General features: G+C 67.4%; 18 protein-coding genes. 7 read left to right on the plus strand and 11 right to left on the minus strand.

Features of this window, described 5'->3' with window-relative positions; translation table 11 throughout:
* Positions 1 to 57: 57 nt before the first annotated feature.
* Positions 58 to 909 carry a 3-hydroxybutyryl-CoA dehydrogenase gene (locus tag ACFW6D_RS04340; protein WP_379233455.1) on the plus strand — a complete coding sequence of 284 codons (852 nt, stop codon included), beginning with the start codon at positions 58 to 60 and terminating at the stop codon, positions 907 to 909.
* A gap of 69 nt (positions 910 to 978) precedes the next feature.
* Here the strand turns inward: ACFW6D_RS04340 and ACFW6D_RS04345 are convergent, their stop codons facing one another.
* The 3 genes from ACFW6D_RS04345 to ACFW6D_RS04355 form a co-directional block, all read right to left on the minus strand.
* Complete coding sequence (locus ACFW6D_RS04345) at positions 979 to 1,890, minus strand: lysophospholipid acyltransferase family protein (protein ID WP_379324634.1); 912 nt, start codon at positions 1,888 to 1,890, stop codon at positions 979 to 981.
* 46 nt (positions 1,891 to 1,936) lie between these two features.
* Positions 1,937 to 2,755 carry a GNAT family N-acetyltransferase gene (locus tag ACFW6D_RS04350; RefSeq protein ID WP_379324636.1) on the minus strand — a complete coding sequence of 273 codons (819 nt, stop codon included), beginning with the start codon at positions 2,753 to 2,755 and terminating at the stop codon, positions 1,937 to 1,939.
* 244 nt (positions 2,756 to 2,999) lie between these two features.
* Positions 3,000 to 4,340 carry an NAD(P)/FAD-dependent oxidoreductase gene (locus ACFW6D_RS04355; protein WP_379324638.1) on the minus strand — a complete coding sequence of 447 codons (1,341 nt, stop codon included), beginning with the start codon at positions 4,338 to 4,340 and terminating at the stop codon, positions 3,000 to 3,002.
* A gap of 145 nt (positions 4,341 to 4,485) precedes the next feature.
* Between ACFW6D_RS04355 and ACFW6D_RS04360 the strand changes: the two genes are divergently transcribed.
* A complete protein-coding gene (locus ACFW6D_RS04360) occupies positions 4,486 to 5,340 on the plus strand; it encodes a LysR family transcriptional regulator (RefSeq protein ID WP_379233462.1) in 855 nt (284 codons plus the stop codon).
* Between the two features lie 19 nt (positions 5,341 to 5,359).
* On the opposite strand, the gene ACFW6D_RS04365 is transcribed toward ACFW6D_RS04360, so the two are convergent.
* From ACFW6D_RS04365 to ACFW6D_RS04385, 5 genes are all read right to left on the minus strand, one after another.
* Positions 5,360 to 6,346 (minus strand): aminoglycoside phosphotransferase family protein, encoded by a 987-nt coding sequence (locus ACFW6D_RS04365; RefSeq protein ID WP_379324640.1) that lies wholly within the window; start codon positions 6,344 to 6,346, stop codon positions 5,360 to 5,362.
* Positions 6,347 to 6,381: 35 nt separating this feature from the next.
* Positions 6,382 to 7,947: a protein kinase gene (locus ACFW6D_RS04370; RefSeq protein ID WP_379324642.1), complete on the minus strand. Its 1,566-nt coding sequence runs from the start codon at positions 7,945 to 7,947 to the stop codon at positions 6,382 to 6,384.
* A gap of 235 nt (positions 7,948 to 8,182) precedes the next feature.
* Positions 8,183 to 8,833 (minus strand): Uma2 family endonuclease, encoded by a 651-nt coding sequence (locus ACFW6D_RS04375; protein WP_379324644.1) that lies wholly within the window; start codon positions 8,831 to 8,833, stop codon positions 8,183 to 8,185.
* A 103-nt stretch (positions 8,834 to 8,936) separates the two neighbouring features.
* Positions 8,937 to 9,893: an electron transfer flavoprotein subunit alpha/FixB family protein gene (locus tag ACFW6D_RS04380; RefSeq protein ID WP_379324645.1), complete on the minus strand. Its 957-nt coding sequence runs from the start codon at positions 9,891 to 9,893 to the stop codon at positions 8,937 to 8,939.
* A 37-nt stretch (positions 9,894 to 9,930) separates the two neighbouring features.
* Positions 9,931 to 10,716, minus strand: a complete 786-nt coding sequence (locus ACFW6D_RS04385) for an electron transfer flavoprotein subunit beta/FixA family protein (protein ID WP_379233472.1) — start codon at positions 10,714 to 10,716, stop codon at positions 9,931 to 9,933.
* Positions 10,717 to 10,904: 188 nt separating this feature from the next.
* On the opposite strand from ACFW6D_RS04385, the gene ACFW6D_RS04390 reads away from it, so the two are divergent.
* The 4 genes from ACFW6D_RS04390 (at position 10,905) to ACFW6D_RS04405 (ending at position 16,937) form a co-directional block, all read left to right on the plus strand.
* Entirely contained in the window at positions 10,905 to 11,693 is a 789-nt protein-coding gene (locus tag ACFW6D_RS04390) for a class I SAM-dependent methyltransferase (RefSeq protein ID WP_379324647.1), read from the plus strand.
* The gene (locus ACFW6D_RS04395; RefSeq protein WP_379324649.1) at positions 11,690 to 13,234 is read left to right on the plus strand and encodes a 1,4-alpha-glucan branching protein domain-containing protein; all 1,545 of its coding nucleotides are present in this window, start codon (positions 11,690 to 11,692) and stop codon (positions 13,232 to 13,234) included. The genes ACFW6D_RS04390 and ACFW6D_RS04395 overlap by 4 nt, the downstream gene beginning before the upstream one ends.
* On the plus strand, positions 13,231 to 14,484 hold the full coding sequence (locus ACFW6D_RS04400; RefSeq protein WP_379324651.1) for a glycosyltransferase family 4 protein: 1,254 nt from the start codon (positions 13,231 to 13,233) through the stop codon (positions 14,482 to 14,484). The genes ACFW6D_RS04395 and ACFW6D_RS04400 overlap by 4 nt, the downstream gene beginning before the upstream one ends.
* 482 nt (positions 14,485 to 14,966) lie before the next feature.
* Positions 14,967 to 16,937, plus strand: a complete 1,971-nt coding sequence (locus tag ACFW6D_RS04405; RefSeq protein ID WP_379324653.1) for a TerD family protein — start codon at positions 14,967 to 14,969, stop codon at positions 16,935 to 16,937.
* Between the two features lie 21 nt (positions 16,938 to 16,958).
* Here the strand turns inward: ACFW6D_RS04405 and ACFW6D_RS04410 are convergent, their stop codons facing one another.
* Entirely contained in the window at positions 16,959 to 17,366 is a 408-nt protein-coding gene (locus ACFW6D_RS04410; RefSeq protein ID WP_379324655.1) for a hypothetical protein, read from the minus strand.
* A gap of 110 nt (positions 17,367 to 17,476) precedes the next feature.
* Entirely contained in the window at positions 17,477 to 18,775 is a 1,299-nt protein-coding gene (locus ACFW6D_RS04415) for a putative glycoside hydrolase (RefSeq protein ID WP_379324657.1), read from the minus strand.
* Between the two features lie 154 nt (positions 18,776 to 18,929).
* Between ACFW6D_RS04415 and ACFW6D_RS04420 the strand changes: the two genes are divergently transcribed.
* Positions 18,930 to 19,928: a polysaccharide deacetylase family protein gene (locus ACFW6D_RS04420; RefSeq protein WP_379324659.1), complete on the plus strand. Its 999-nt coding sequence runs from the start codon at positions 18,930 to 18,932 to the stop codon at positions 19,926 to 19,928.
* A gap of 2 nt (positions 19,929 to 19,930) precedes the next feature.
* Here ACFW6D_RS04420 and ACFW6D_RS04425 read toward each other — a convergent pair whose 3' ends face one another.
* Positions 19,931 to 21,223, minus strand: a complete 1,293-nt coding sequence (locus ACFW6D_RS04425; RefSeq protein ID WP_379324661.1) for a PQQ-binding-like beta-propeller repeat protein — start codon at positions 21,221 to 21,223, stop codon at positions 19,931 to 19,933.
* Between the last annotated feature and the right edge of the window lie 111 nt (positions 21,224 to 21,334).

Here is a 21,334-nt window from a genome sequence, read left to right on the forward strand (position 1 = left end):
AGCCCGGGTGAAATAATCGGCGCGACAGCCAGGCAATGCGATGTTGGGAGTTCTCCTGTGGAGTTGATCGGTGTAATCGGTGGCGGCACGATGGGCGCGGGAATCGCGGAGGTGTGCGCCAAGGCGGGCAGCTCGGTGCTCGTGCTCGAGACGAAGCCCGAGTTCGCCGAGGCGGCGCAGAATCGGATCGCCACCTCGATCGGCCGTGCGGTCACCAAGGGCAAGATCACCCAGGACGAGGCCGACGCGGTGCTCGCGCGGGTGCGCGTCACCCTCGACATGGACGAGTTCGCCGATCGCGACCTGGTGATCGAGGCCGCCCCGGAGATCGAGTCGCTCAAGTACGAGATCTTCGGCAAGCTGGACAAGATCGTCAAGCCCGAGGGCATCCTGGCCACCAACACCTCTTCGATCCCCGTGATCAAGGTGGCCGGTGCCACCGAGCGTCCCGAGCGCGTGGTCGGCGTGCACTTCTTCAACCCCGTGCCGGTGATGCCGCTGGTCGAGATCATCTCGACCCTGGTGACCGCGCCGGAAGCGGCCGAGGCCGTCACCGACTACGTGAAGAACACCCTCGGCAAGATGGCCGTGCAGGCCGGTGACCGCTCCGGGTTCATCGTCAACGCGCTGCTCATCCCGTACCTGTGTTCGGCGATCCGCATGCTCGAGTCGGGCTACGCCACCGCCGAGGACATCGACGCGGCCATGAAGGGCGGCTGCGGCTACCCGATGGGCCCGCTCACCCTGCTCGACACCGTCGGCCTCGACATCGCCCTCGCGGCGTCGGAGTCGCTGTACGCCGAGTTCGCCGAGCCGCACCTCGCGCCGCCCGCACTGCTGCGCCGGATGGTCGACGCGGGCCGTCTGGGCCGCAAGACCGGGCGCGGGTTCTACGACTACGCGAAGTGACGTGACCACGCCGGAGTGACGAAACCGGAGGCCGCGAACACGGCCTCCGGTTTCCATTGCGCCGAGTGGCTACCGGACAGCGGCCCCGGCCGGTCGGCGAACCTGCTCCTGCTCCCCCATCGAGGGGTCCTGCACGCGGGTATTGCCCGCTTCGATCCACTGGGTGTCGGCCACACCGTGGCGCGAACGGTCCGTGCCACGCACCGCCGTCTCACAGCGCCGAGCCAGATCGCGACGATCCAGTCCGGGATGCTCGAGCGGTTCCAGCACGATCTCGGCGATCATGCCCCTACTGCGCAGCACCCGCTTCGCGGAATCGGCAAAGGTATCCTCACCCACGAAACCCGGTACGGTGCAAGGCATTCCGTCGCTGTCCAGGTAACGCAGGCGCACCGGCTGCACCGGAGTGACCGTGTCGATGGCCGCCTGGAACATCGCGGGCCGCATCGAACCGTAGGCCCGGCCGCACCAGGTGGTGCCTTCCGGGAAGACCACAATCCGGTTCCCCGAAGCCAGCCGATCAGCGACCTGCCCGACCACGCCAGGCAGGTCACGCAGCCGCGCCCGCTCGATCGGGATGACCCGGGTCAGCTTGGCGAGCTTGCCGAGCAGCGGCCATTCGACCATGTCGGCACGGGCGACGAAACTGACCGGCTGCACCGCGGCCAGCGCCACCACATCCGCCCAGCCGATGTGCCCGGCCACGATCATCACCGGGGTGCCCGTATCCGCGAAACCCTCGCGCGAGGTCTGGCCGGGGGTGCGGTTGTCGATGATGCGCAAGCGCATTCCGAGGCAGCTCAGTGCCGCCTTGGCGTAACGGCGCTGCACCTGCTCGCGCCGCGACTTCGGGGTGGCCACGGTCACGACCGGAAAGCTGAGCACCAGTCCGGCGATACCGGCCAGCCGGGCGAACATCGTTGCGGTGCCGACCTCGTCGATCGGCTCGATGCAGCCGGAACCACAGGGGCTCGACGGCATCCACGAATGAGAGTGAGTAGCGAGCGGCGCGTCGAACACCATGGTTTTACTTCCCGTCGAAATTGGCGGCCGCGCTCTGCAGCCGCTCCAGGTACCGGGTGTTGATGGTTTCCATGCCGAGCAGCGCGACGAAGTCGGCGACGGCGAAATCGGGGTCGTGGGCGGGTTCGCCGCAGATCTCGGCACCCAGGCGCAGGTAGCCGCGCAGCAGCGGCGGCATCTTCGGGCGGCTCGGCGGGGTCATCTGATCGAGGGTGAGACCGTCGACGACGACCGGGTTGTACGGGTGCACGCGACGCTCGGGGTCACACGCGTGGCGGCCGAGCAGCTGGTCACGCACGCCGCGCACGTTCACGCCCGCGGGGTCTTCGGGCGAATCCTGCATCGGCACCGACACACAGCCCATCACCCAGTCGTAGCCGGTGAGCTGGATGTAGTGCAGGATGCCCGCCCACATGAGGGTGAGCACCGAGCCGTTGCGGTGATCGGGCACCACGCAGGCCCGGCCCATCTCGACGATGCGGTTGCCGGTGGGATCGAGCTGGGTCAGGTCGAATTCGGTGGCGGTGTAGTAGCCGCCCGCCGCGTCGACCTTGTCCGGCGGCAGCATGCGGTAGCAGCCGACGAACTGTTCGGAGAATTCGTCGCGAACCAGCAGGTGGTCGCAGTGCTCGTCGAACTTGTCGGCATCGAGGCCGGCGCCGTTCTCTGGCATCTGGAAACCGGGCTCGGAGGCGAACACCTGGTAGCGCAGTCGCTGCGCGGCTTCCCGGTGCTCGGCATCGGATGCGACGACCAAGGAGTACCGAGACTTCCCCACCCCGGAGTCCGGCGCCGGGGCGGTCAACACGGACGAAATGTTCATACTGCTGATGAAGCCAGTCCGAGCTGGCATCGGAGCGACGCTTCAGTGTCGTGTCGATGCCCGTTCGGTGAACGAGATGGGGGTCACACCGGGCGTTTACCGACCCGCTGCCCATCGTTCGCCCACCTGCGGGTTTCTAGCCGAACTCGGCGGTTTTCGGTGCGAAACCCGGTTCACGATCGTGTATTTCGAGCGTTGCGGAAACGACGACGGCCCGCCTCCGCGGCGGGCCGTCTCGGGTGGATCAGGCGTGCACCGGCTCCTTGGTGGGCGCGGCGTCGCGATCGGCGTCCGCCGACTCGACCTTCGCAGGCTCAGCCTTCGTCGGCGCGGCCTTCGCGCGCTCGGCCTCCGTGCGTTCGGCCTCGTCGAAGCCTGGGCGTGCGGTGCCGATGAACGCGACCAGCCAGCCCGCCACCGCCGCGAAACGATTGCGGAACCCGACCAGGTACATCAGGTGCACGGCCAACCACATCGCCCACGCGATGGTGCCCTTGAAGGTGATCTTCTCGTTGAGCTTCACCACCGCGCTGAAGCGGCTGATCACCGCCATCGAGCCCTTGTCCCAGTAGACGAACGGCGTGCCCGCGTCCTTCTTGCGACGGATGATGTCGGCGGCGTGGCGACCCTCCTGCATGGCGACCGGCGACTGGCCGGGGTAGCCGTTGAGCGAGGTCATGTCGCCGATGGCGTAGATGTCGGCGTGGCCGCCGACGGTCAGGTCGGGGTTGATCAGGATGCGGCCGGCGCGGTCGGTCTCGGCGCCGGTGGCCTCGGCCAGCAGCGTCGCGAAGCCGCCCACCTGCACGCCCGCCGACCACACGACTGTCTCGGCGGCGATCCGACGCTCCATGCCTTCCTTGTCCTTGACCGTCACCTTGCCCTCGTCGATATCGGTGACGAAGGTGCCGAGCAGCACCTCGACGCCGCTGTCGACGAGCGAGCGCTTCGCGTATTCCGAGAGCCCACCACCGAAGGGCGGCAGCACCTCACCGGCACCCTCGACGAGGGTTACCGAAACTTGCTGGTGGAAGTGCCTTTTCGCGAGTTCCTTGATCTGGCCGGCGACCTCGACACCGGTCGCGCCCGCACCGACCACCACGAAGCTGAGCAGCCGGTGCCTGGTCACCTCGTCGGCGTTCTCGGCCAGGGCGAACACGTGGGCGATCTGGTCGCGCAGGCGCTGGGCGTCGTCGATGGTCTTGAGCGAGTAGGTCTTCTCGGCGAAGTCGTCGCGGCCGAAGTAGCTCTGGCTGGCGCCGGTGGCGGCGATCAGCGAGGCGTAGGCGATCTCGCGGGGGCCATCGGCGGTCTCGTAGGTGAGCACGGCGTTGTCGGCGTCGATGCCGGTGACCTTGCCGAGGCGGACGTCGATCTCGGGGTGGCGGCGCAGTACGTTCTTGATCGGCGGCGCGATCTCTTCGGGCGCGAGCACGCCGGTCGCCACTTGATACAGCAGCGGCTGGAACAGGTGCTCGGGCGTGCTCGAGATCAGTACGACACTGACGTGTGACTTCGCCAGTTGTTTGGCTGCGGCCAGGCCACCAAAGCCCGAGCCGACGATGACGACATCTGTGTGTTCCATGATCGCTCGCTCCAAGATCGCGTTCTAGATCGGTAATCAACCCTTTCCTATGAGTAAACGCGATGCGGAACGTAGATGTTTCCACTGCCTGGGCGCATAATGAAGATGACTCTTATCTGTATAACTAATCAATGGGAGGTACCTGGTGGAACTTCGACAGTTGGCCTACTTCGTGGCCGTCTGCGAGGAGCTCAGTTTCAGCCGCGCGGCCAACCGCTGCTTCATCTCCCAATCGGCGATCAGCCATCAGATCGCGAGACTCGAACGTGACCTCGGCGCGCAACTGTTCGAGCGCACCACCCGCGCCGTCGTCCCCACCGACGCCACCCTGCGCCTGCTGCCCCTGGCCAAGCAGATGCTGAGCCTGGAATCGGCGATCCGCGCCGCCGTGCGCACCACCGGACCGCGAATTCGCTTGGCCGCCAACATGTCCTTCGCGGCGCCCTCCCTATCGGCGATCGCCGCCGCACGCGCCGCCCATCCCGACGCCGAGATCGAGTACGTGATCAAACCGTTCCGTCAGCGGATCACCGCGGTGGCCGACGGCGACTGCGACCTGGCGCTGATCCGCGGCAGCATCGACCAACCGGGCCTGGCGGTGGAACAGCTGTGGGTCGAAGACCTGGTGATCGCGATCTCGAGCAACCACCCCCTGGCCGAGCGCGGCGCCGTCACCCTCGCCGACCTCAGCCCCTACCCGCTGCTGCTCCCGCCGGAACAGGAACAGGTGCTCCTGCACACCATGATCCGAACCGCCTTCGCCGACCTCCCCACCGGCCCCACCTTCGGCCCCCCGATCCCCCCCGACCACACCGCCACCATGGAACTCCTCAACCGCCCCGAATCCTGGACGATCCTCTACGAAGGCCCCACCAAGGGCTTACTCACCCTCGACCTCACCGACCACCGCCTCCGCATCCCGGTCTCGGCCGTCCTGCGCGAGGATGCCCGCGAGAATCCCATCGTGCAGACCCTGCTGGATGCCCTGCACCGACCGTGAGCGGCGGCGGTCCGGCCGTTCACCTCGGGTCGCCGGATCGCCACGGGTCGCCTGCCAGCGCCGTCGCGACCGCCAGGTGCAAGGGCAGGGTCTCGTCGTCACCGTCCTCGACCGTCCACACGATCTCCTCGATCGCGCGCAGGAAAGCCCAGGCGCCCGCGCGGTCGACCGGGACATCGAGATGTCGCGCCGTCGTGACCACGACGGCGCGCGCGTGCTCGGGGGTGGGAGTCGTCTGGACCTGGATCATGATCAGGAAGCCCGCGTCGAAGGCCGCCTCGCCGAGGCAGGGTTTCGGATCGATCAGCAGCCACGGTTCCCGTTCGGCGGCAACGATATTGCCGAGATGGGTGTCGCGGTTGACGATCAGCAGTTCACCGGCAGGCTCGCTCAACTCGGCACACTTGCGTGTCACCTGTTCTCTTAGCAACGGTGAGATGTACTCGGCCAGTGCGGGTTCAGGGATGGCCAGCCGTGCGCGGAGACCGGCCGCGATATCGGTGGCCGAGGGTAGCTCCGGGAAACCGGCGGGAACCGCGGACGGGACGCGCCGCAGTCGGCGATACAGCCCGCAGGCGAACGCCACCTTGTCGGCGTTCTCCGGCCGACCCTCCAGGCTCGGAAACCCCGGCTGCGTGAGCAATTCCGTGCCCGGACGGGCCCATTCGAGCAGCAGCGCACCGCTGTCCGGGTCGAAATCGAGCAGCCGCACCGCACCGTCGCCGCCATAGCTGTGCAGTGCGGTGGCCTCGGCGACGTTCTCCTCATCGACCATCGGCACCTTCAACACCACCCATGCCCCGCCCACGCGCCGTGCGGCCGCCACATAGGCGTGCGTTCCGCCACCGAACGGCGCGGAGAACTCCGCCAGCCCCCACCGCGCGGCCAACCCGGCCACCACCTCGGGCAACGCGTCGATCCACCGCGCCCCGGCCGCACCGAACACCGCGCGAACCGTCTCCTCGACCGACGGTGGCAACACCACCGGCACAGACCCCGACGACATCAGCCCACCCTACGGACCAACGCGTATACCGCCGGTCATCGCCGACGACTCGCGCGCACCGCCTTGCGATACCGGATCCAGCGCCCGGTCGACGATGATGCCGCGAAGCCGACCAGCGCCGCCGAGAGGACGAACACCGCGGCACTGGCTGCGGTCGCGGCATAGACCTCGCCCACCGCGGACCCGATGACCCCGAACAGCGCGAAGAGCCCGACGAGTACCGCCGTGATGATCGACATGACACGACCGGCGGTGCGCGCGCAGAGCAGTAACACCGCGCCGCTGCCGGTGAACGCGACGACGACCGTGAGAATCGCGATCGCGATGAACGACCCGCTCGGGTCCTTGCCCCGGTCGATCTCGTCGAGCGTTTCGGTGATGCCGTAGATCAGGAAGGCCGCGATCGACAGGCTGAACAGCAATGTCACGATGCCGACGAAGACGGCGGCGGCCTTCGACGGCTCCGAGCCGCCGACCGGGGCCTGCTGCCACGGACCGCCTGCCGCCATCGGGTGCAGCCGCGGGTCCCCAACCGGCACACCGTATTCCGCGCGTCCCCACCCGGGCTGCGCCTGTCCGCCGGAGCCATACGCCTGCGGGGCGGGCTGCGGTACGTACCCCGAGGGGCCAGACCGCTGCGGGTGTCCATCGGAGCTGTGCCACTGCTGGGCGGGGTCCGTCCATGGCCGCTGCGAGTGTTCACCGGAGCCCGGGACCCGGGGTGCGGGGTCGGTCCACGGCTGACGCACGGTCGGCGCGACGACATGCCTTCCCTCGAGCGCATCCCGCAGTACGTCGGTGAATTCCGTTGCGCTGCCGAATCTCTCGTCGCGACGCTTGGCCATCGCGCGGGCGATGACGCCGTCGACCGCGGGCGGCAGATCCGTTCTGGCCGTGGTGAGTCGCGGCACCGGCTGCGACAGATGGCCCGCGACCACCTGGCCGGGGTTGGTCGCGGTGTAGGGCGGGTGCCCGGCATACATCGCGAACAGCGCGCAGGCCAGGGAGTACTGGTCGCTGCGGTGGTCGACGATCTCACCGGAGAGCTGCTCGGGCGAGGCGTAGGCGAGGGTGGCGGTGAAAGTGCCCGTCGCCGTGAGCTGGGTGTTGGCGGTGGCCACCCGGGCGATCCCGAAATCGGTGAGTACCGCACGGATTTCGCGCCCGTGTTCGGCGTCGGCGATCAGAATGTTGCCCGGCTTGACGTCACGGTGCAGCACCCCGTGCTGGTTGGCGTAGTCGAGTGCCGACGCCGTTTCCCCGATCAGACGTGCGGTGACCCGCGGCTCGTGCGCACGCGAATCCCAGGTGGCGGCATCGGTTCCGCGAATGAACTGCATCGCGATCCACAGATAGCCGTCATCGCTGCCACGGTCGTACACCCCGACGATACTCGGATGATCCAGCTGCGCAACAACATCGGCCTCCCGCTCGAATCGCCGTTGCAGTTCCTGATCGACCGAGAACTCGCGATTCAACAGTTTCAGCGCGACGCTGCGCGGCAGCCGAGGATGCCTGGCGAGGTAGACCGTTCCCATCCCGCCCTGCCCCAGTACGCCTTCCACCTGGTACCCAGCGAAATCAGCCCCCGCGTGCAGCACAACCGCTCCTCACTGTCCCCAACTCGCAGCCTCGCACGCTACCCGTGTGGACGAACTTCGGCTATCTACCGATCACCGGTCCGGCCACCGCGATCGAGACCTCGTGCCCGCGAAAGATCCCTGGACGAATCCCTTCTCGACGAGTTCGAACCCGTCCGGACGTACCCGATGCCGATTCCGCAGCGAGAACGATCAGACCATCACCGATCCCGCGTCGGCCAAGGCGACACGTTGCTCAGAAGTCCAGTGCGGGCCAGAGGATTTCGATGGGGAACGGGAAGGGGAAGGAGATTCCCGCGCGCGCGTCAGGGGTCCACTCGCCCGCCAGGAGGTAATTCGCGTTGCGGAGGGGGCGCACGCCGGGCGGGAGTTCGGCGTGTCCGACCTCGAGAATGTACACGCGAAGTGCACCGATGCCGGTGAGGTCCAGCGTCAGGTCGACTTCCCAATACGAGGGGATGCCCGCGCTCGCGTAGCGGGCCTTCTTCGCTTCCATTTCGGAAGGGGTGTTGGACGGCGACAGCACCTCCCCGACAAGCACTGTGTCGCTGGCACGGACGTCGGCACCCGGCGAAAGGCAGCGGTGCACAAGGAAGTCCGGGGTGACGAAGTCGGACTTCCCGGTGTGGCCGAAGAAGACATTCGTCTCGATGTTTCCCCGCCAACACCGTTCGGGATGGGTCGACCTGTCTTCGCCCGCACAACGCCGGAGTTCCTGCGCCAGCATGAGCAAAGCCAGTTGATGCTCCCCGGGGCCGCGGCGCATCCAGACAACTCGCCCGTCCCACAGCTCGATCTGATCAGCGATCTCCGCGGGAAGCTGCTCCAACTCTTCCCACGTCATGAATTCAGGCAGGTCAGGACGCTCGACACCGGGAAGCGACATAGCATGATAGTAGTCGCCCACCAACGACAACGGCCCGCGAAACCTGCCTGCGCGCAAGCGCCAACAGGTTTCGCGGGCCGAGGTCAACTCAACCGGAAGGTGATCAGCCCTTGTGGGACTTGACCGCTTCGGTCAGCTGCGGGGAGACGTTGAACAGGTCGCCCACGATGCCGTAGTCGGCGATCTCGAAGATGGGTGCTTCCTCGTCCTTGTTGACAGCGACGATGGTCTTCGAGGTCTGCATGCCGGCGCGGTGCTGGATGGCGCCGGAGATGCCGAGGGCGATGTAGAGCTGGGGGGAGACGGTCTTGCCGGTCTGGCCCACCTGGAACTGGCCCGGGTAGTAGCCCGAGTCGACGGCGGCACGCGAGGCGCCGACAGCGGCACCCAGCGAGTCGGCCAGCGCCTCGACGACCGCGAAGTTGTCGGCGGAACCGACACCGCGACCACCGGAGACAACGATGCTCGCCTCGGCGAGATCGGGGCGGTCGCCACCGACGATCGGGTCACGCGAGATGACCTTCACGACGCCGTCTTCCTGCGCCGGAACCTCGACGACGACCTGCTCGCCGGCACCGGCCTGCGGAGCGGACTCGATGGCGCCGGGACGGACCGAGATCACCGGCAGGTCGCCGGTGGCCTTGGCCTCGACGGTGAACGCGCCACCGAAGATGGAGTGCACAGCGGAGCCGTCGGCGTTGACGCCGATGACGTCGACGAGCAGACCGGAGCCGATGCGCGCGGCAAGGCGGCCCGACACCTCCTTGCCCTCGGCGGTGGCGGCGACGATCACGGCGGCGGGTGCGGCGGACTCGGCCAGACCGGCGAGCACGTCGACCTTCGGGGTGACCAGGAAGCCTTCGATGTCGTCGGACTCGGCGACATAGATCTTCTCGGCGCCCGCGGCGGCCAGCGCGGCGGCCAGCTTGTCGGCGGTGCCGGCCGGGCCGGTGACGACGGCGGCGGGCTCGCCCAGTGCGCGGGCGGCGGTGAGCAGTTCGGTGGTGACCTTCTTGACAGCACCGTCGGCGTGCTCAACGAGCACAAGTACTTCAGCCATTAGTTCTTTCTCCTTCGAAGTCTCGGACGGTGCCGGATCAGATGATCTTCTGACCGATGAGGTAGGACGCGATCTGGTTGCCGCCCTCGCCCTCGTCCGCGATCTTCTCGCCCGCGGTGCGAGCCGGCTTCGGGGTGGCACTGGTGACCTGGGTGCCGGCGTTGGCCACACCCACGGTCGCCGGGTCGACGCCCAGATCTGCCAGGGTGAAGACCAGAACTTCCTTCTTCTTCGCGGCCATGATGCCCTTGAAGGAGGGGAAGCGGGGCTCGTTGATCTTCTCGTTGACCGAGACGATCGCGGGCAGGGAGGCCTCGAGCTTGAAGACGCCCTCGTCGGTCTCGCGCTCGCCGGTGATCTTGTCGCCGTCGACGGTGAGCTTGCGCAGGTGCGTCAGCTGCGGGATGCCGATGTACTCCGCGATGATCGCGGGCACGGCACCGGCGCGGCCGTCGGTCGCCTCGTTACCGGCGATGACCAGCTCGACGCCCTCGACCTGGCCGAGCGCGGCGGCGAGCACGTAGGCGGTCTGCACGGCGTCGGAGCCGTGGATCGCCGGGTCGTTGATGTGGATGGCCTTGTCGGCGCCCATGGACAGCGCCTTGCGGATGGCCTCGTTGGCGCGGTCGGGACCGGCGGCCAGCACGGTGACCTCACCGCCCTGTGCCTCCTTGATCAGCAGCGCTTCCTCGACGGCGCGCTCGTTGATCTCGTCGAGCACCGCGTCGGCGGCTTCCCGGTCGAGGGTGTAGTCACCATCGGTCAGCTTGCGCTCGGACCAGGTGTCGGGGACCTGCTTGATGAGTACGACGATGTTCGGCATCGGTCTTCGTCGACCTCCTTCTGGGGACACGTGTGTGGTGGGGCCGCACGAGCTGGCGCCGTACGTCCAGGTGAGATATCTAGCTCAGTTCGGAACACTACCCTACGCTAAGTTACCCATGGGTAACCTACTTGCGCAAGAGGTCCCTGACTCCTGCGCGGACCGGCGGTACCAGTAACCTCGGAGCAATGAGCGAGGCTGTGATCCCTGCCGCACCCGCGGCCGCCACACATGAACCACTGCCGTTGACCGGCGAGCGGACGGTGCCCGGCATCGCCGAGGAGAACTACTGGTTCCGTCGGCACGAGATCGCCTATGCCCGCCTGCTCGACCGCTGCACCGGCAAGATCGTGCTCGAGGCGGGCTCGGGCGAGGGCTACGGCGCCGACATGATCGCCGGCGTCGCCCAGCGCGTCACCGGACTGGACTACGACGAGGGCGCTGTCGCCCATGTTCGCGCGCGCTACCCGCGCGTGGAGATGATCCAGGGCAACCTCGCCGCGCTGCCCCTCGATGACGAATCCGTCGACGTCGTGGTGAATTTCCAAGTCATCGAACATCTTTGGGATCAGGGACAGTTCCTGCGCGAATGCCTGCGCGTGTTGCGTCCCGGCGGCGTGCTGCTGATCAGCACCCCGAACCGGATCACCTTCTCCCCCGGTCGCGACACCCCGCTCAACCCGTTCCACACCCGCGAACTCAATGCGGCCGAGTTGACCGAACTGCTCGTCGACGCCGGGTTCACCGTCTCCGAGATGCTGGGCGTGCACCACGGCGCGAGCCTGAAAGCCTTGGACGCCAAGCACGGTGGGTCCTTCATCGACGCCCAGATCGAGCGCGCGCTGGCCGGTGAGCCGTGGCCCGCCGACCTCACCGCCGACGTCGCCGCCGTGACCATCGACGATTTCGACCTGCGCGAAGGCGATATCGACGCGAGCCTGGACCTGGTCGCGATCGCCGAAAAGGCAAGGCGTTGACCGACTCCCGCTCCGCCGTGCCGGGCCAGTTCACACTGGTCCTGCACTCCCACTTGCCGTGGCTCGCCCATCACGGGCGTTGGCCGGTCGGCGAGGAATGGCTCTACCAGTCCTGGGCCGCGTCGTATCTGCCGCTGGTCCGGGTGCTGAAAAATCTTGCCGCCGAAGGGCGTTCGCACCTGTTGAGCCTCGGCATCACGCCGGTGCTCGCCGCCCAGCTCGACGATCCGCACTGCCTCGCGGGCATGCATCACTGGCTGGGCAACTGGCAGTTGCGCGCCGACGAGGCGTCGATGTCGGGCAACGTTGCGCTCGGCCGTCACGAACATCGCCTTGCCGCAACGGCTTTGGCCGATTTCGAACAGAACTGGCAGCACGGCGGTTCGCCCGTGTGGCGTTCGCTGATCGACGCCGACGCGATCGAACTGCTCGGCGGCCCCCTCGCCCACCCCTTCCAGCCACTGCTCGACCCCCGCATGCGCCAGTTCCAGCTCACCGAGGGCCTGGCCGACGCGCAACTGCGCTGGGGCACCACGCCGACGGGCATCTGGGCGCCCGAATGCGGCTACACCCCCGGCATGGAACTGGGCTACGACGCCGCGGGCATCACCCACTTCATGGTCGACGGACCGTCGCTGCGCGGTGACACCTCGCTCGGCAGGCCCGTCCGCGACGCCGACGTGGTCGCCTTCGGCCGCGACCTGGCCGTGAGCTACCGGGTCTGGTCGCCGAAACAGGGCTACCCCGGCCAGAGCGCCTACCGCGACTTCCACCACTACGACCACGCGACCGGCCTCAAGCCCTCCCGCGTCACCGGCAAGACCGTCGACGGACCTGACAAGGCCCCTTACGATCCCGAATTGGCGGCCGAAGCGGTCACCCGCGACGTCGCCGACTTCGTCGAAACCGTCCGCGCCCGGCTGATCGAGGAGTCCGCGCGGATCGGCAGGCCCGCCCTCGTGGTGGCCGCGTTCGACACCGAATTGTTCGGGCACTGGTGGCACGAAGGCCCGCAGTGGCTCGAGCAGGTGCTGCGCGCGCTACCCGAAGCGGGCGTGAACGTGGGCACCCTCGCCGACGCCCGCGAGAACGGCTACGTCGGCGAACCCGTGCAGCTCAACGACTCCTCGTGGGGTTCGGGCAAGGACTGGCGGGTCTGGGCGGGCGACCAGGTTTCCGACCTCGTCGAGCTCAACGCCGACATTGTGCGCCTCGCCCTCGACACTCTCGACAAGGTGCGCCGCGACGGATCCCTGCGCGATCCGGTCGCCGATCAGTTGCTGCGCGAGGCGATTCTCACTGTCTCCAGCGACTGGGCGTTCATGGTGAGCAAGGACTCCGCCGCCGGGTACGCCCGCGATCGCGCCCACGAACACGCGCACGCCGTCCGCGAGCTCGCCGAGGCGATCGGCGCTGGCCAGTTCGCCAAAGCGGCCCGTCTCGCGGCAGGATGGAACGCGGCCGACGGATTCTTCCCTGGTCTGGACGCGCGGCGGTTGCCGACCGCTGTCCCGTCGGCCGCCGCTGAAGGATTCGCATGAAGATTTTGATGGTGTCGTGGGAGTACCCGCCGGTCGTGGTCGGTGGGCTCGGGCGGCATGTGCATCACCTGGCCGTCGAGCTGGCCGCGGCCGGTCACGAGGTCGTCGTGCTGGCACGCAGGCCGACGGGGACCGATTCGGTCACCCACCCCACGCACTCCTACATCGCCGACGGCGTGCTCGTCGTCGCGGTGGCCGAGGACCCGCCGTGCTTCGACTTCGGCGAGGACATGCTCGCCTGGACCCTCGCCATGGGGCACGCGATGGTGCGGGCCGGGGTGGCGCTCGGTAAGCCCGGCGTGGGCGAAGGCTGGACACCTGATGTGGTGCACGCGCACGACTGGCTCGTCGCGCACCCCTCGATCGCGCTGGCCGAGTACTACGACGTGCCGCTCGTCTCGACAATCCACGCCACCGAAGCCGGCCGCCACAGCGGCTGGGTGTCGGGCCGGGTCAACAAGCAGGTCCACTCGGTGGAATGGTGGCTGACCAACGAATCCGATCAGCTCATCACCTGCTCGACCTCCATGCAGGACGAAGTCGACCGCCTCTACGGACCCGAACTGGCCCCGATCACGGTGATCCGCAACGGCATCGACGTCGGCTCATGGACCTTCCGCCCCCGCGCACCGCGCTCGGGCCCGCCGCGCCTGCTCTACGTCGGCCGCCTCGAATACGAGAAAGGCGTGCAGGACGCGATCGCGGCCCTGCCCCGCATCCGCCGCGCGCACCCCGGCACCACCCTCACCGTCGCCGGCGTCGGCACCCAGTTCGAATGGCTGCGTGAACGCGCCCGCAGCCACCGCGTGGCCCGCGCCGTCCACTTCGTCGGCAGCCTCGGCCACGACGAACTCCTCGGCTGGCTGCACGGCGCCGACGCCATCGTCCTACCGAGCCGCTACGAACCCTTCGGCATCGTCGCCCTCGAAGCCGCCGCCGCGGGCGTGCCCCTGATCGCCTCCACCGCAGGCGGTTTGGGCGAAGCGGTCATCGACGGCGTCACCGGCGCCTCCTTCGCCCCCGCCGACATCGACGGCCTCGTCGACGCCACCCGCGCCGTCCTCGACGACCCCGCCACGGCCCAGGACCGCGCCTTCACCGCCCGCGAACGCCTCACCGCCGACTTCGCCTGGGACGTGGTAGCCGCCGAAACCGCCCAGGTCTACACCGTCGCCAAACGCCGAGTCCGCACCTCCCTCGGCCGCCCCGACATCGTGGAACGTCCACTCCCGGAACGGGATCCGAAGTAGTCAGTCCGCAAGGCGCTACCTGGGCTCAGCGCCTGAGCAGGCGTAGGCCCAGGGTCATGGTTGTGCCGAAGATGACGTGGCTGGTCGCTTCCCATTTGGGCGGGGGTCGGCGGGAACAGGTCCTCGAAGAAATGCTGCAGTGGCGGTTCGCTTTTCGCCTTCACCGCAGAAGCGAGCAAGGAAACGACCGTGCCTTGGATCGCCGGGCGCAGCAGCGAGGTTTCGGAGTTTTGCATAGCCGAACGCTACTGCGGAATCTCGACGAATCACGGGAGGTCAGTCAGGGTGGATGACCTCCCGTGCGGTGAATTGCACGGGCTCCGCCTCTCTAAACGTGAGCTGTGTAACACAGCGGACTCTGACGCCGACATCCCTCGGCATCGACGCTGAAACGCGGTGCGCGGCAAGGGGTCAGCGAGTGGGTCGGCTGCGTCAACCTTGCGGGTGAATGTGTGCCGAACCTCGAAGGGTGAACTGCTGCTGTGTCGTCTCCGCTGTTTTCGCAATTGTCCAAAGGCCAGAACATCGCGTTGCCCGAGGATGTGGACCGGGTAGACATCGTGATCGGCTGGCCGGAACCGGCGATCGAGGTCGATGCGTCCGCGCTGCTGCTCGGTGCGGACCGTCGGGTCGGGTCGGACGCGGATTTCGTCTTCTACAACCAGTCCGAATCACCGGACGGGTCGGTCCGATTCCTCGGGACAAGCGCGACCGAGGAGGGGATGCAGGCCAGGATCTCGATCGATCTGACCGCGGTCCCCGGCCACGTCCAGACCGTTGTTCTGGCGGGCAGCGTCACCTCGGGAAACTTCGGTGACCTCGGCAAACTCTCCCTGAATGTCATCGATGCGGCGGGGCAGTCGCTGGCCGAGTACCTGACCGCCGATGCCGAGACGGAATCGGCGTTCGTGTTCGGCGAGGTATACCGCCGCGATGGCGGGTGGAAGGTACGTGCGGTCGGTCAGGGCTGGGAGTCCGGGTTGAGCGGACTGGCAACAGATTTCGGTGTCACCGTCGACGACGCAGAGGCGAGTGCCACCGAAGCTGTTGCGACCGAGCCGGTTCCGTCGGAGAACGTGCAAGTGCCCGAACCTGCCGTGTCGCGAACGCAGGGCGTCCGCACCGCCAAGCGCCCGGTACGCAAGCCGAAACCGATCGAGTTCCGGCAAGCCGAATCGGAGGCGTGGCAACCGGCCCGACTGTTCTCGGTGATCGGCGTCGGGGCGGGCGAAGAACAGGAACGACGCACCACCTCCGCACTGATCTCGACCATGCAGGCGGTGCGGCCGTTCGCCCGCGCGATCTGCGCCAGGATCGGTGCGCCCGCAGGCGCTTTCGAGGGCTACATCGAAGTCCAGTACGAGACAGGCGATTCGAAGGTCATTCCGGACGCGGTGCTCAAGGTGAGCCGTGGCAGTAGGCAGTGGACCGGGCTGCTCGAAGTGAAGACGGGCAACGGCAAGCTCCGAAAAGACCAGCTGGAAAGCTACCTCGATATCGCGCGACGCAAGAAGTACGACGTCGTCGTGAGCCTGTCCAACGATATCCCGGCCGGGCCCGGCGAACTGCCCGTGCAGGTCGACCGCCGCAAGCTGACAAAGGTGGCGCTGCGCCACCTGTCCTGGGCCGAGGTCGCGCACGAGGCACGAATGTTGTTGTCGCACGGTGGAATCGATGACGCGCTGCAGTCCTGGGTGCTGGCGGAGTTCCTGCGCTTCCTCGACCATCCCCGCTCAGGAGCGGCGGAATTCATCGATATGGGCAGACACTGGGTCACCGTTCGCGATGCCGTCACCGCAGGCACCCTGCGCGCGGGCGATCAGAAGGCGTTCGCGGTGGCCGATACGTGGGTGTCGCTGTGCCGGCATCTGGCCTTGCGTCTCACGGCCGAACTGGGCGTGGAGGTCAAGCACGTGCTTGCCCGCAAGTTCAACGCCGACCCGACGGTCCGTGCCGCCGCCATCGCCGAACGATTGGCCACCGACGGTTCGTTCGAAGCTGTGCTCCGAATCCCCGACACCGCAAGCGATCTCACCATCGTTGCCGATATTCGTACCAACAAGGTGCGCTGCCGCACCACCATCGCCGCACCCGACGAGGGCACCCCGGCCCGACGCGTGTCCTGGCTGACCAAACAACTCACCGACGCGCCCGACCGTGTCCAGGTCGAGGCGGTCTTCGCCGAGCGCGGCAACGAAACCTGCGAATTCCTCGACACGGTTCGTTCGAATCCGAAGTCGCTGCTCGACGGCCGTACCAGTGCGCTCGTGTCGTTCACCCTCGAACAGGCCTTCCCGATGGGCAATAAACGCGCAGGCACCGCCGCCAGCTTCATCACCAGCGTCACCACCGCCACCGACACCTTCTACGGCTCGGTGATGCAACCCCTACGCGAGTGGGTACCCGCGGCCCCGAAGCAGACCGACATCACCACACCGGAGGCCGCCGAGTAACCCCGCCAGGGGTCATGCGGGTTACCGAGGGGTCTGCAAGAGCTGGACCACCGTGCCGTCGAAGGCGACCGGGTTGGTGAACCAGATGGCGACGCCGCCGTCCGGCTGGGCGGCGGCCTCGATGGCAGCCTGGTGCAGCGTGATGTGTACCCGCCATTTCCCGTCGGCAGCCAGGTATGGCTCGGCCTGCGAATACGGTGCCAGCTGAATTCGGCTGGTGCCCGGGTCGATCGTCGCGTCCAGCCATTGCAAGACCGGTGTTCCCGCCAACGCGACCGTCTCCTCGTGCGTCAGGTTCGCTCCGAACACCCCCGCGCCTGGATCCAGACGGAAGCTGTGCACCGCCGTCGCGTTGCCCGCTCCGACTACGGCCGCACCTGCCCAGACGACGATCCCCACTGCGGTTCCGATTCCACGGGCGCTCATCATGCCAACTCCTCCACGTCTTCGAGGTTCGAGATCCGATCGATTCGAACCGCTCATTCGATCACGAAATGAGTTGTGCGACAAGCTGTTAGAGAGTCACGACGATGCGCATATCAGGCAGGTTGGAGGCCGCCGCCGTGGTAGCGGGTGGCGGCGTTCCAGAGGAAGAAGCTGTCGATGCCCGCGTCTCGGGTGGCGTCTATCTGGGCTCGGAGTTCGGCGTCGCCGTAGGTGACGCCGAGGCTGAAGTCCTGGAGCCATGGGGCTACTTTCGCGCCGGTGCCAGCGGTAGCTGTCCGGAAGTCCTGTAGCGAGCGGAAGATGATGTCGTAGGGCTGGGCATTGGGGTTGGACACGCCGTATTCGCCTGGGCCCCAATGGGATGGGTAGATCATCGGCGCTACGAAGTCGACGCTGCGCGACATCAAGGGGATGTTCTGGGCGATTTCGTCGGGGCGGGTGGAGGCGATGCCGTAGACCGCGGCGCTCACGTGTGCGCCTGCTTGGTGAATCGGGTAGCGGCTCTGGGCGAGGAACGCCGCGACCGCCTCGGTGGGAGTGTCGGCGAGGCCGGCGAAATTCATGCTGGTCAGGCTGCCGTCGGGGCGGCGGACGTAGTCGAACATGACGCCGTCGAAGCCGAGCTGTGCGGCTTCTACCGCGAGATCGATGTTGTATTGCCGCACTTGTGGATTGGCGAAGTTGGTGAAGGCGATCGGGCCGTAGTGGCTGGAATAGGGCTGGCCGGAAGGGTTTTGGACAACCCAGTCGGGACGACCGTTGTGCCAGGCCCAGTCGGCGAGTGTCGGATCGCGGAACGCGACGATACGGCCGACGACCTGCAGACCCATGTCGTGCAACTGCCCGAGGGCCGCGCGCGCATCGTAAATCGCGGTGGCCGCACCGGATTCACGTGCGAGAGGCACCTGGGAGTCGTAGCCGACGACGCCGTCCTCGTCTTTGATATCGAGCTGCACGGTATCGATGCGACCTTCGCGAGCGAGATCGAGAACGGCTTCACGCAAGCCTTCATGCGACCAAGCATGTGCGGTGACGTGCACGGCCCGCATCCGCGGCAGGTCGACTCCCGCGACGACGACGATGCTGCTCTGATTGCCCGCGGCATCCACCGCGACGACCTCGACGGCGGGCGCCCACGGCACCGAGATCTCGAAGGCCCCGTCCGGGCCGGTGGATACCGCCGTCTGCCCGATCGAGACCGCCACCGCGTCGACGGCGTTGCCCCGCACCACAATCGGCGCACGATACGAACGGGCCGGTTCAGGCGGTGTCACCCGCAGCGTCGGCGGCACGGTGTCCACCGCAGCCACCTCGGCGGATCTACCCAGCGCGAATCCGGCCAACAGCGCCGCTGTCACCACGGCGAGTACGGCACCGGCGGCAATTACCACCCATCGCCGTCGATCGACCGACAAGAGCCGCAAAACCAACGCTCACACCAACTTCCACTACCGTTGTCGGGCCCACTATCCCGCAGTTCCCGCACGGTCGCCGGTTATCGACAAGATCAAGAGAAAACCTTTGCGGGCGCGTTATATTGGCCCGATGGCGGGCTGCTCGAACTCGATGATCCGGCTCGTCCCTGCGCTCTTGCTCGCGGCAACGCTCACCGCCTGCACGGCAACATCCCCACCTGCTCCGCCCCAGCCACCCGCCCCAACGACAACGAAACCGGCGCTGCCGAACCCGGCCGAGATCGCCGCCAACGAACTCGGATTCGTCCCGGTCCTGATGTATCACCAGATCGCAGCTGACCCGGCAGGCGAATACGACCAGACCCCACAGGAATTCCGGGACGAACTGGAACGGCTGTACCGCGAGGGCTACCGGCCGGTGACTGCCGCGCAATACATTTCGGGTGACCTGGATGTACCCGCAGGCACCCACCCGGTCGTCCTCACCTTCGACGATTCCACCCGCAGCCAACTCAGCTTCACCGATTCCGGCGCGGTGGCACCGGACAGCGCTGCGGGCATTCTCGCCGAGTTCGACACCCGCTACCCGGACTTCCGACCGGTGGCCACCTTCTACGTCAACAACGACCCCTTCGGCGGCGACCCGCGCGCACTACCGTGGCTGGTGGCGAACGGTCACGAAATCGGCGCGCACACAGCCGATCACGCGAATCTCGCGAGCCTGGACGCCGACGGCGTGCAACGCGAACTGGTACAGAACATCCGCGCGGTCACCATGGCCGGAATCACCGTGCGCACCATGGCATTACCGCTCGGCGTCTACCCCCGCGACAAAACGCTGGCCTCGGCGGGCAGCTGGGACGGCACGTCCTACCGCTTCGACGCCGTGATGCTGGTGGGCTCCAACCCTGCCCCCAGCCCGTACGGGTCAGTCGATCCCGGTGCCGTGCCACGCATCCGGTCGGGCCGAGGCGCGGTCCCGTTCGATTCGGCCTACTGGCTGGACTGGCTCGCCGCGAATCCCGATCAGCGCTACACCGCCGACGGCGACCCGGCGCGCATCTCATTCACCCGCCAGAACGCGACAGAACTCGACGCGCGCTGGCTGGACCGCGCCAACCCGTACTGACGTCAGGCGTCCGGCGTGAAGGCGAAGATCTCGCCGAGGCGAGTGGCGACGACGACTTCACCTTCGGGCCCGATCGAGGTGCCCGTGGTGGTTCCCGTGGCGGCAGGCAGCGGATCGGAGTCGATGGTGTTGCCGTTGGTGGTGTCGAAGGTGATGAGGTTGAGGCCCGCACCGATCGCGGCGACTGTGTAGCCGATGTCGCCCGCCGTTTGGGCGGGGGTGCCACGGAGCACGAGATCCTTTCGCTCCCAAACGATTTCGGCCTTGTCATCGTTGTCACGCAGAGCGGTCAGGTAACCGTCGTCGCCCGCGGGAATGATCAGATCACCGGCGACGGAAATGCCCCCGCGGGGGGCCCAGGACAGGGGCTGGACCCAGCGGGTGGCACCGTCGGCAGTGTTCATGGCGATCAGGCGCTTGCTGTTGTCGCCGATGTAGACGGTGTCGCCGTCGGCGGAGAGGGCGGGGCTGGTCGCGCTGCCGCCGGTGAGGACCTCGGCGTTCCACTCCTGGGTCACGGCGCCGTCGGCGTAGCGCATCGCGCGCAGCGCGGCGGCGGGCTTGCCCGGCTCCCAGACGGTGACGAAGAAACGGCCGGTCGACGGGTCGACGGCGGTGGTGTTGGCGACGGCGCAGCGTGGCCCGCCGACCTGGCAGTCGTCGAGTCCGTCGCCGGAAGCGGGACGGGTGAGGCCGGGGTACTGCAGGAAATCGGGTTCACCGAGCAACTGCACCGTCGGCACCACCCGACCGCCGGTCTGGCGGCTGAGCACGTCGACCTGACCGGACTGGGTCACCGTCAGCACATTGCCGTCACCGGTGAACTGGATCGCCACCGGGACGCCCGCCACGGGGGTGCGCCAGCGCGGCTGACCGAGGTAGTTGAACGAATTCACCGCGCCGTCGTCACCGACATAGACATTGGTGACCCCGTCGAGCACGGTCGGCGCCTCGATCGTCGAAGGTCCCAGCGGGTTGCAGAAGCGTTTGCGGCCGGTGAGCATCTGGAAGGAGAAGATCGCACAGTTGCCGGTGCTGGTGGTGACGAACATCTGGCCTTCGGCGCCGATCGTCAACGGCTGGGCGATCGGTCCACCCACCGGACGTGACCAGCTCAACGACACCGAGTCCGCACCAGAGACCGGGCTGTTGCTCGCATTGGTGCCGCCGTGATGCGTTGCGGGCCAACCCTTTCCGGCACCGACGGTGATGTCGTCCACATCCGTGCCGCACCCGGCCAGCGCCACCACACCGGCGGCAGCGAGCGAGGCAACGACGCGAGTCCGAGTTCGCACCTGCTGATCTCCCTGTTTAGTCGGGGTATGGCACGGTAAGTGTGCCTTGCGAAAGTACTCTGTGTACCCGATGACCGAATCCTCGGGGCAGGCCCGGCGGATCATGACGGG

Origin of the sequence: Nocardia sp. NPDC058705, from assembly GCF_042749305.1 — a bacterium.
In the GTDB taxonomy this organism is placed as follows: domain Bacteria; phylum Actinomycetota; class Actinomycetes; order Mycobacteriales; family Mycobacteriaceae; genus Nocardia.

Bases quoted from the DNA above. Each gene is read 5' to 3' on its own strand.
- ACFW6D_RS04365 (WP_379324640.1), bottom strand. From the start codon at position 6,346: ATGTCGTCGGGGTCTGTGCCGGTGGTGTTGCCACCGTCGGTCGAGGAG.
- ACFW6D_RS04345 (WP_379324634.1), bottom strand. From the start codon at position 1,890: ATGCCGTCGAGCCCCTGTGGTTCCGGCTGCATCGAGCCGATCGACGAG.
- ACFW6D_RS04380 (WP_379324645.1), bottom strand. From the start codon at position 9,893: ATGGCTGAAGTACTTGTGCTCGTTGAGCACGCCGACGGTGCTGTCAAG.
- ACFW6D_RS04410 (WP_379324655.1), bottom strand. From the start codon at position 17,366: ATGATGAGCGCCCGTGGAATCGGAACCGCAGTGGGGATCGTCGTCTGG.
- ACFW6D_RS04420 (WP_379324659.1), top strand. From the start codon at position 18,930: ATGGCGGGCTGCTCGAACTCGATGATCCGGCTCGTCCCTGCGCTCTTG.
- ACFW6D_RS04350 (WP_379324636.1), bottom strand. From the start codon at position 2,755: ATGAACATTTCGTCCGTGTTGACCGCCCCGGCGCCGGACTCCGGGGTG.
- ACFW6D_RS04375 (WP_379324644.1), bottom strand. From the start codon at position 8,833: ATGTCGCTTCCCGGTGTCGAGCGTCCTGACCTGCCTGAATTCATGACG.
- ACFW6D_RS04385 (WP_379233472.1), bottom strand. From the start codon at position 10,716: ATGCCGAACATCGTCGTACTCATCAAGCAGGTCCCCGACACCTGGTCC.
- ACFW6D_RS04400 (WP_379324651.1), top strand. From the start codon at position 13,231: ATGAAGATTTTGATGGTGTCGTGGGAGTACCCGCCGGTCGTGGTCGGT.
- ACFW6D_RS04355 (WP_379324638.1), bottom strand. From the start codon at position 4,340: ATGGAACACACAGATGTCGTCATCGTCGGCTCGGGCTTTGGTGGCCTG.
- ACFW6D_RS04390 (WP_379324647.1), top strand. From the start codon at position 10,905: ATGAGCGAGGCTGTGATCCCTGCCGCACCCGCGGCCGCCACACATGAA.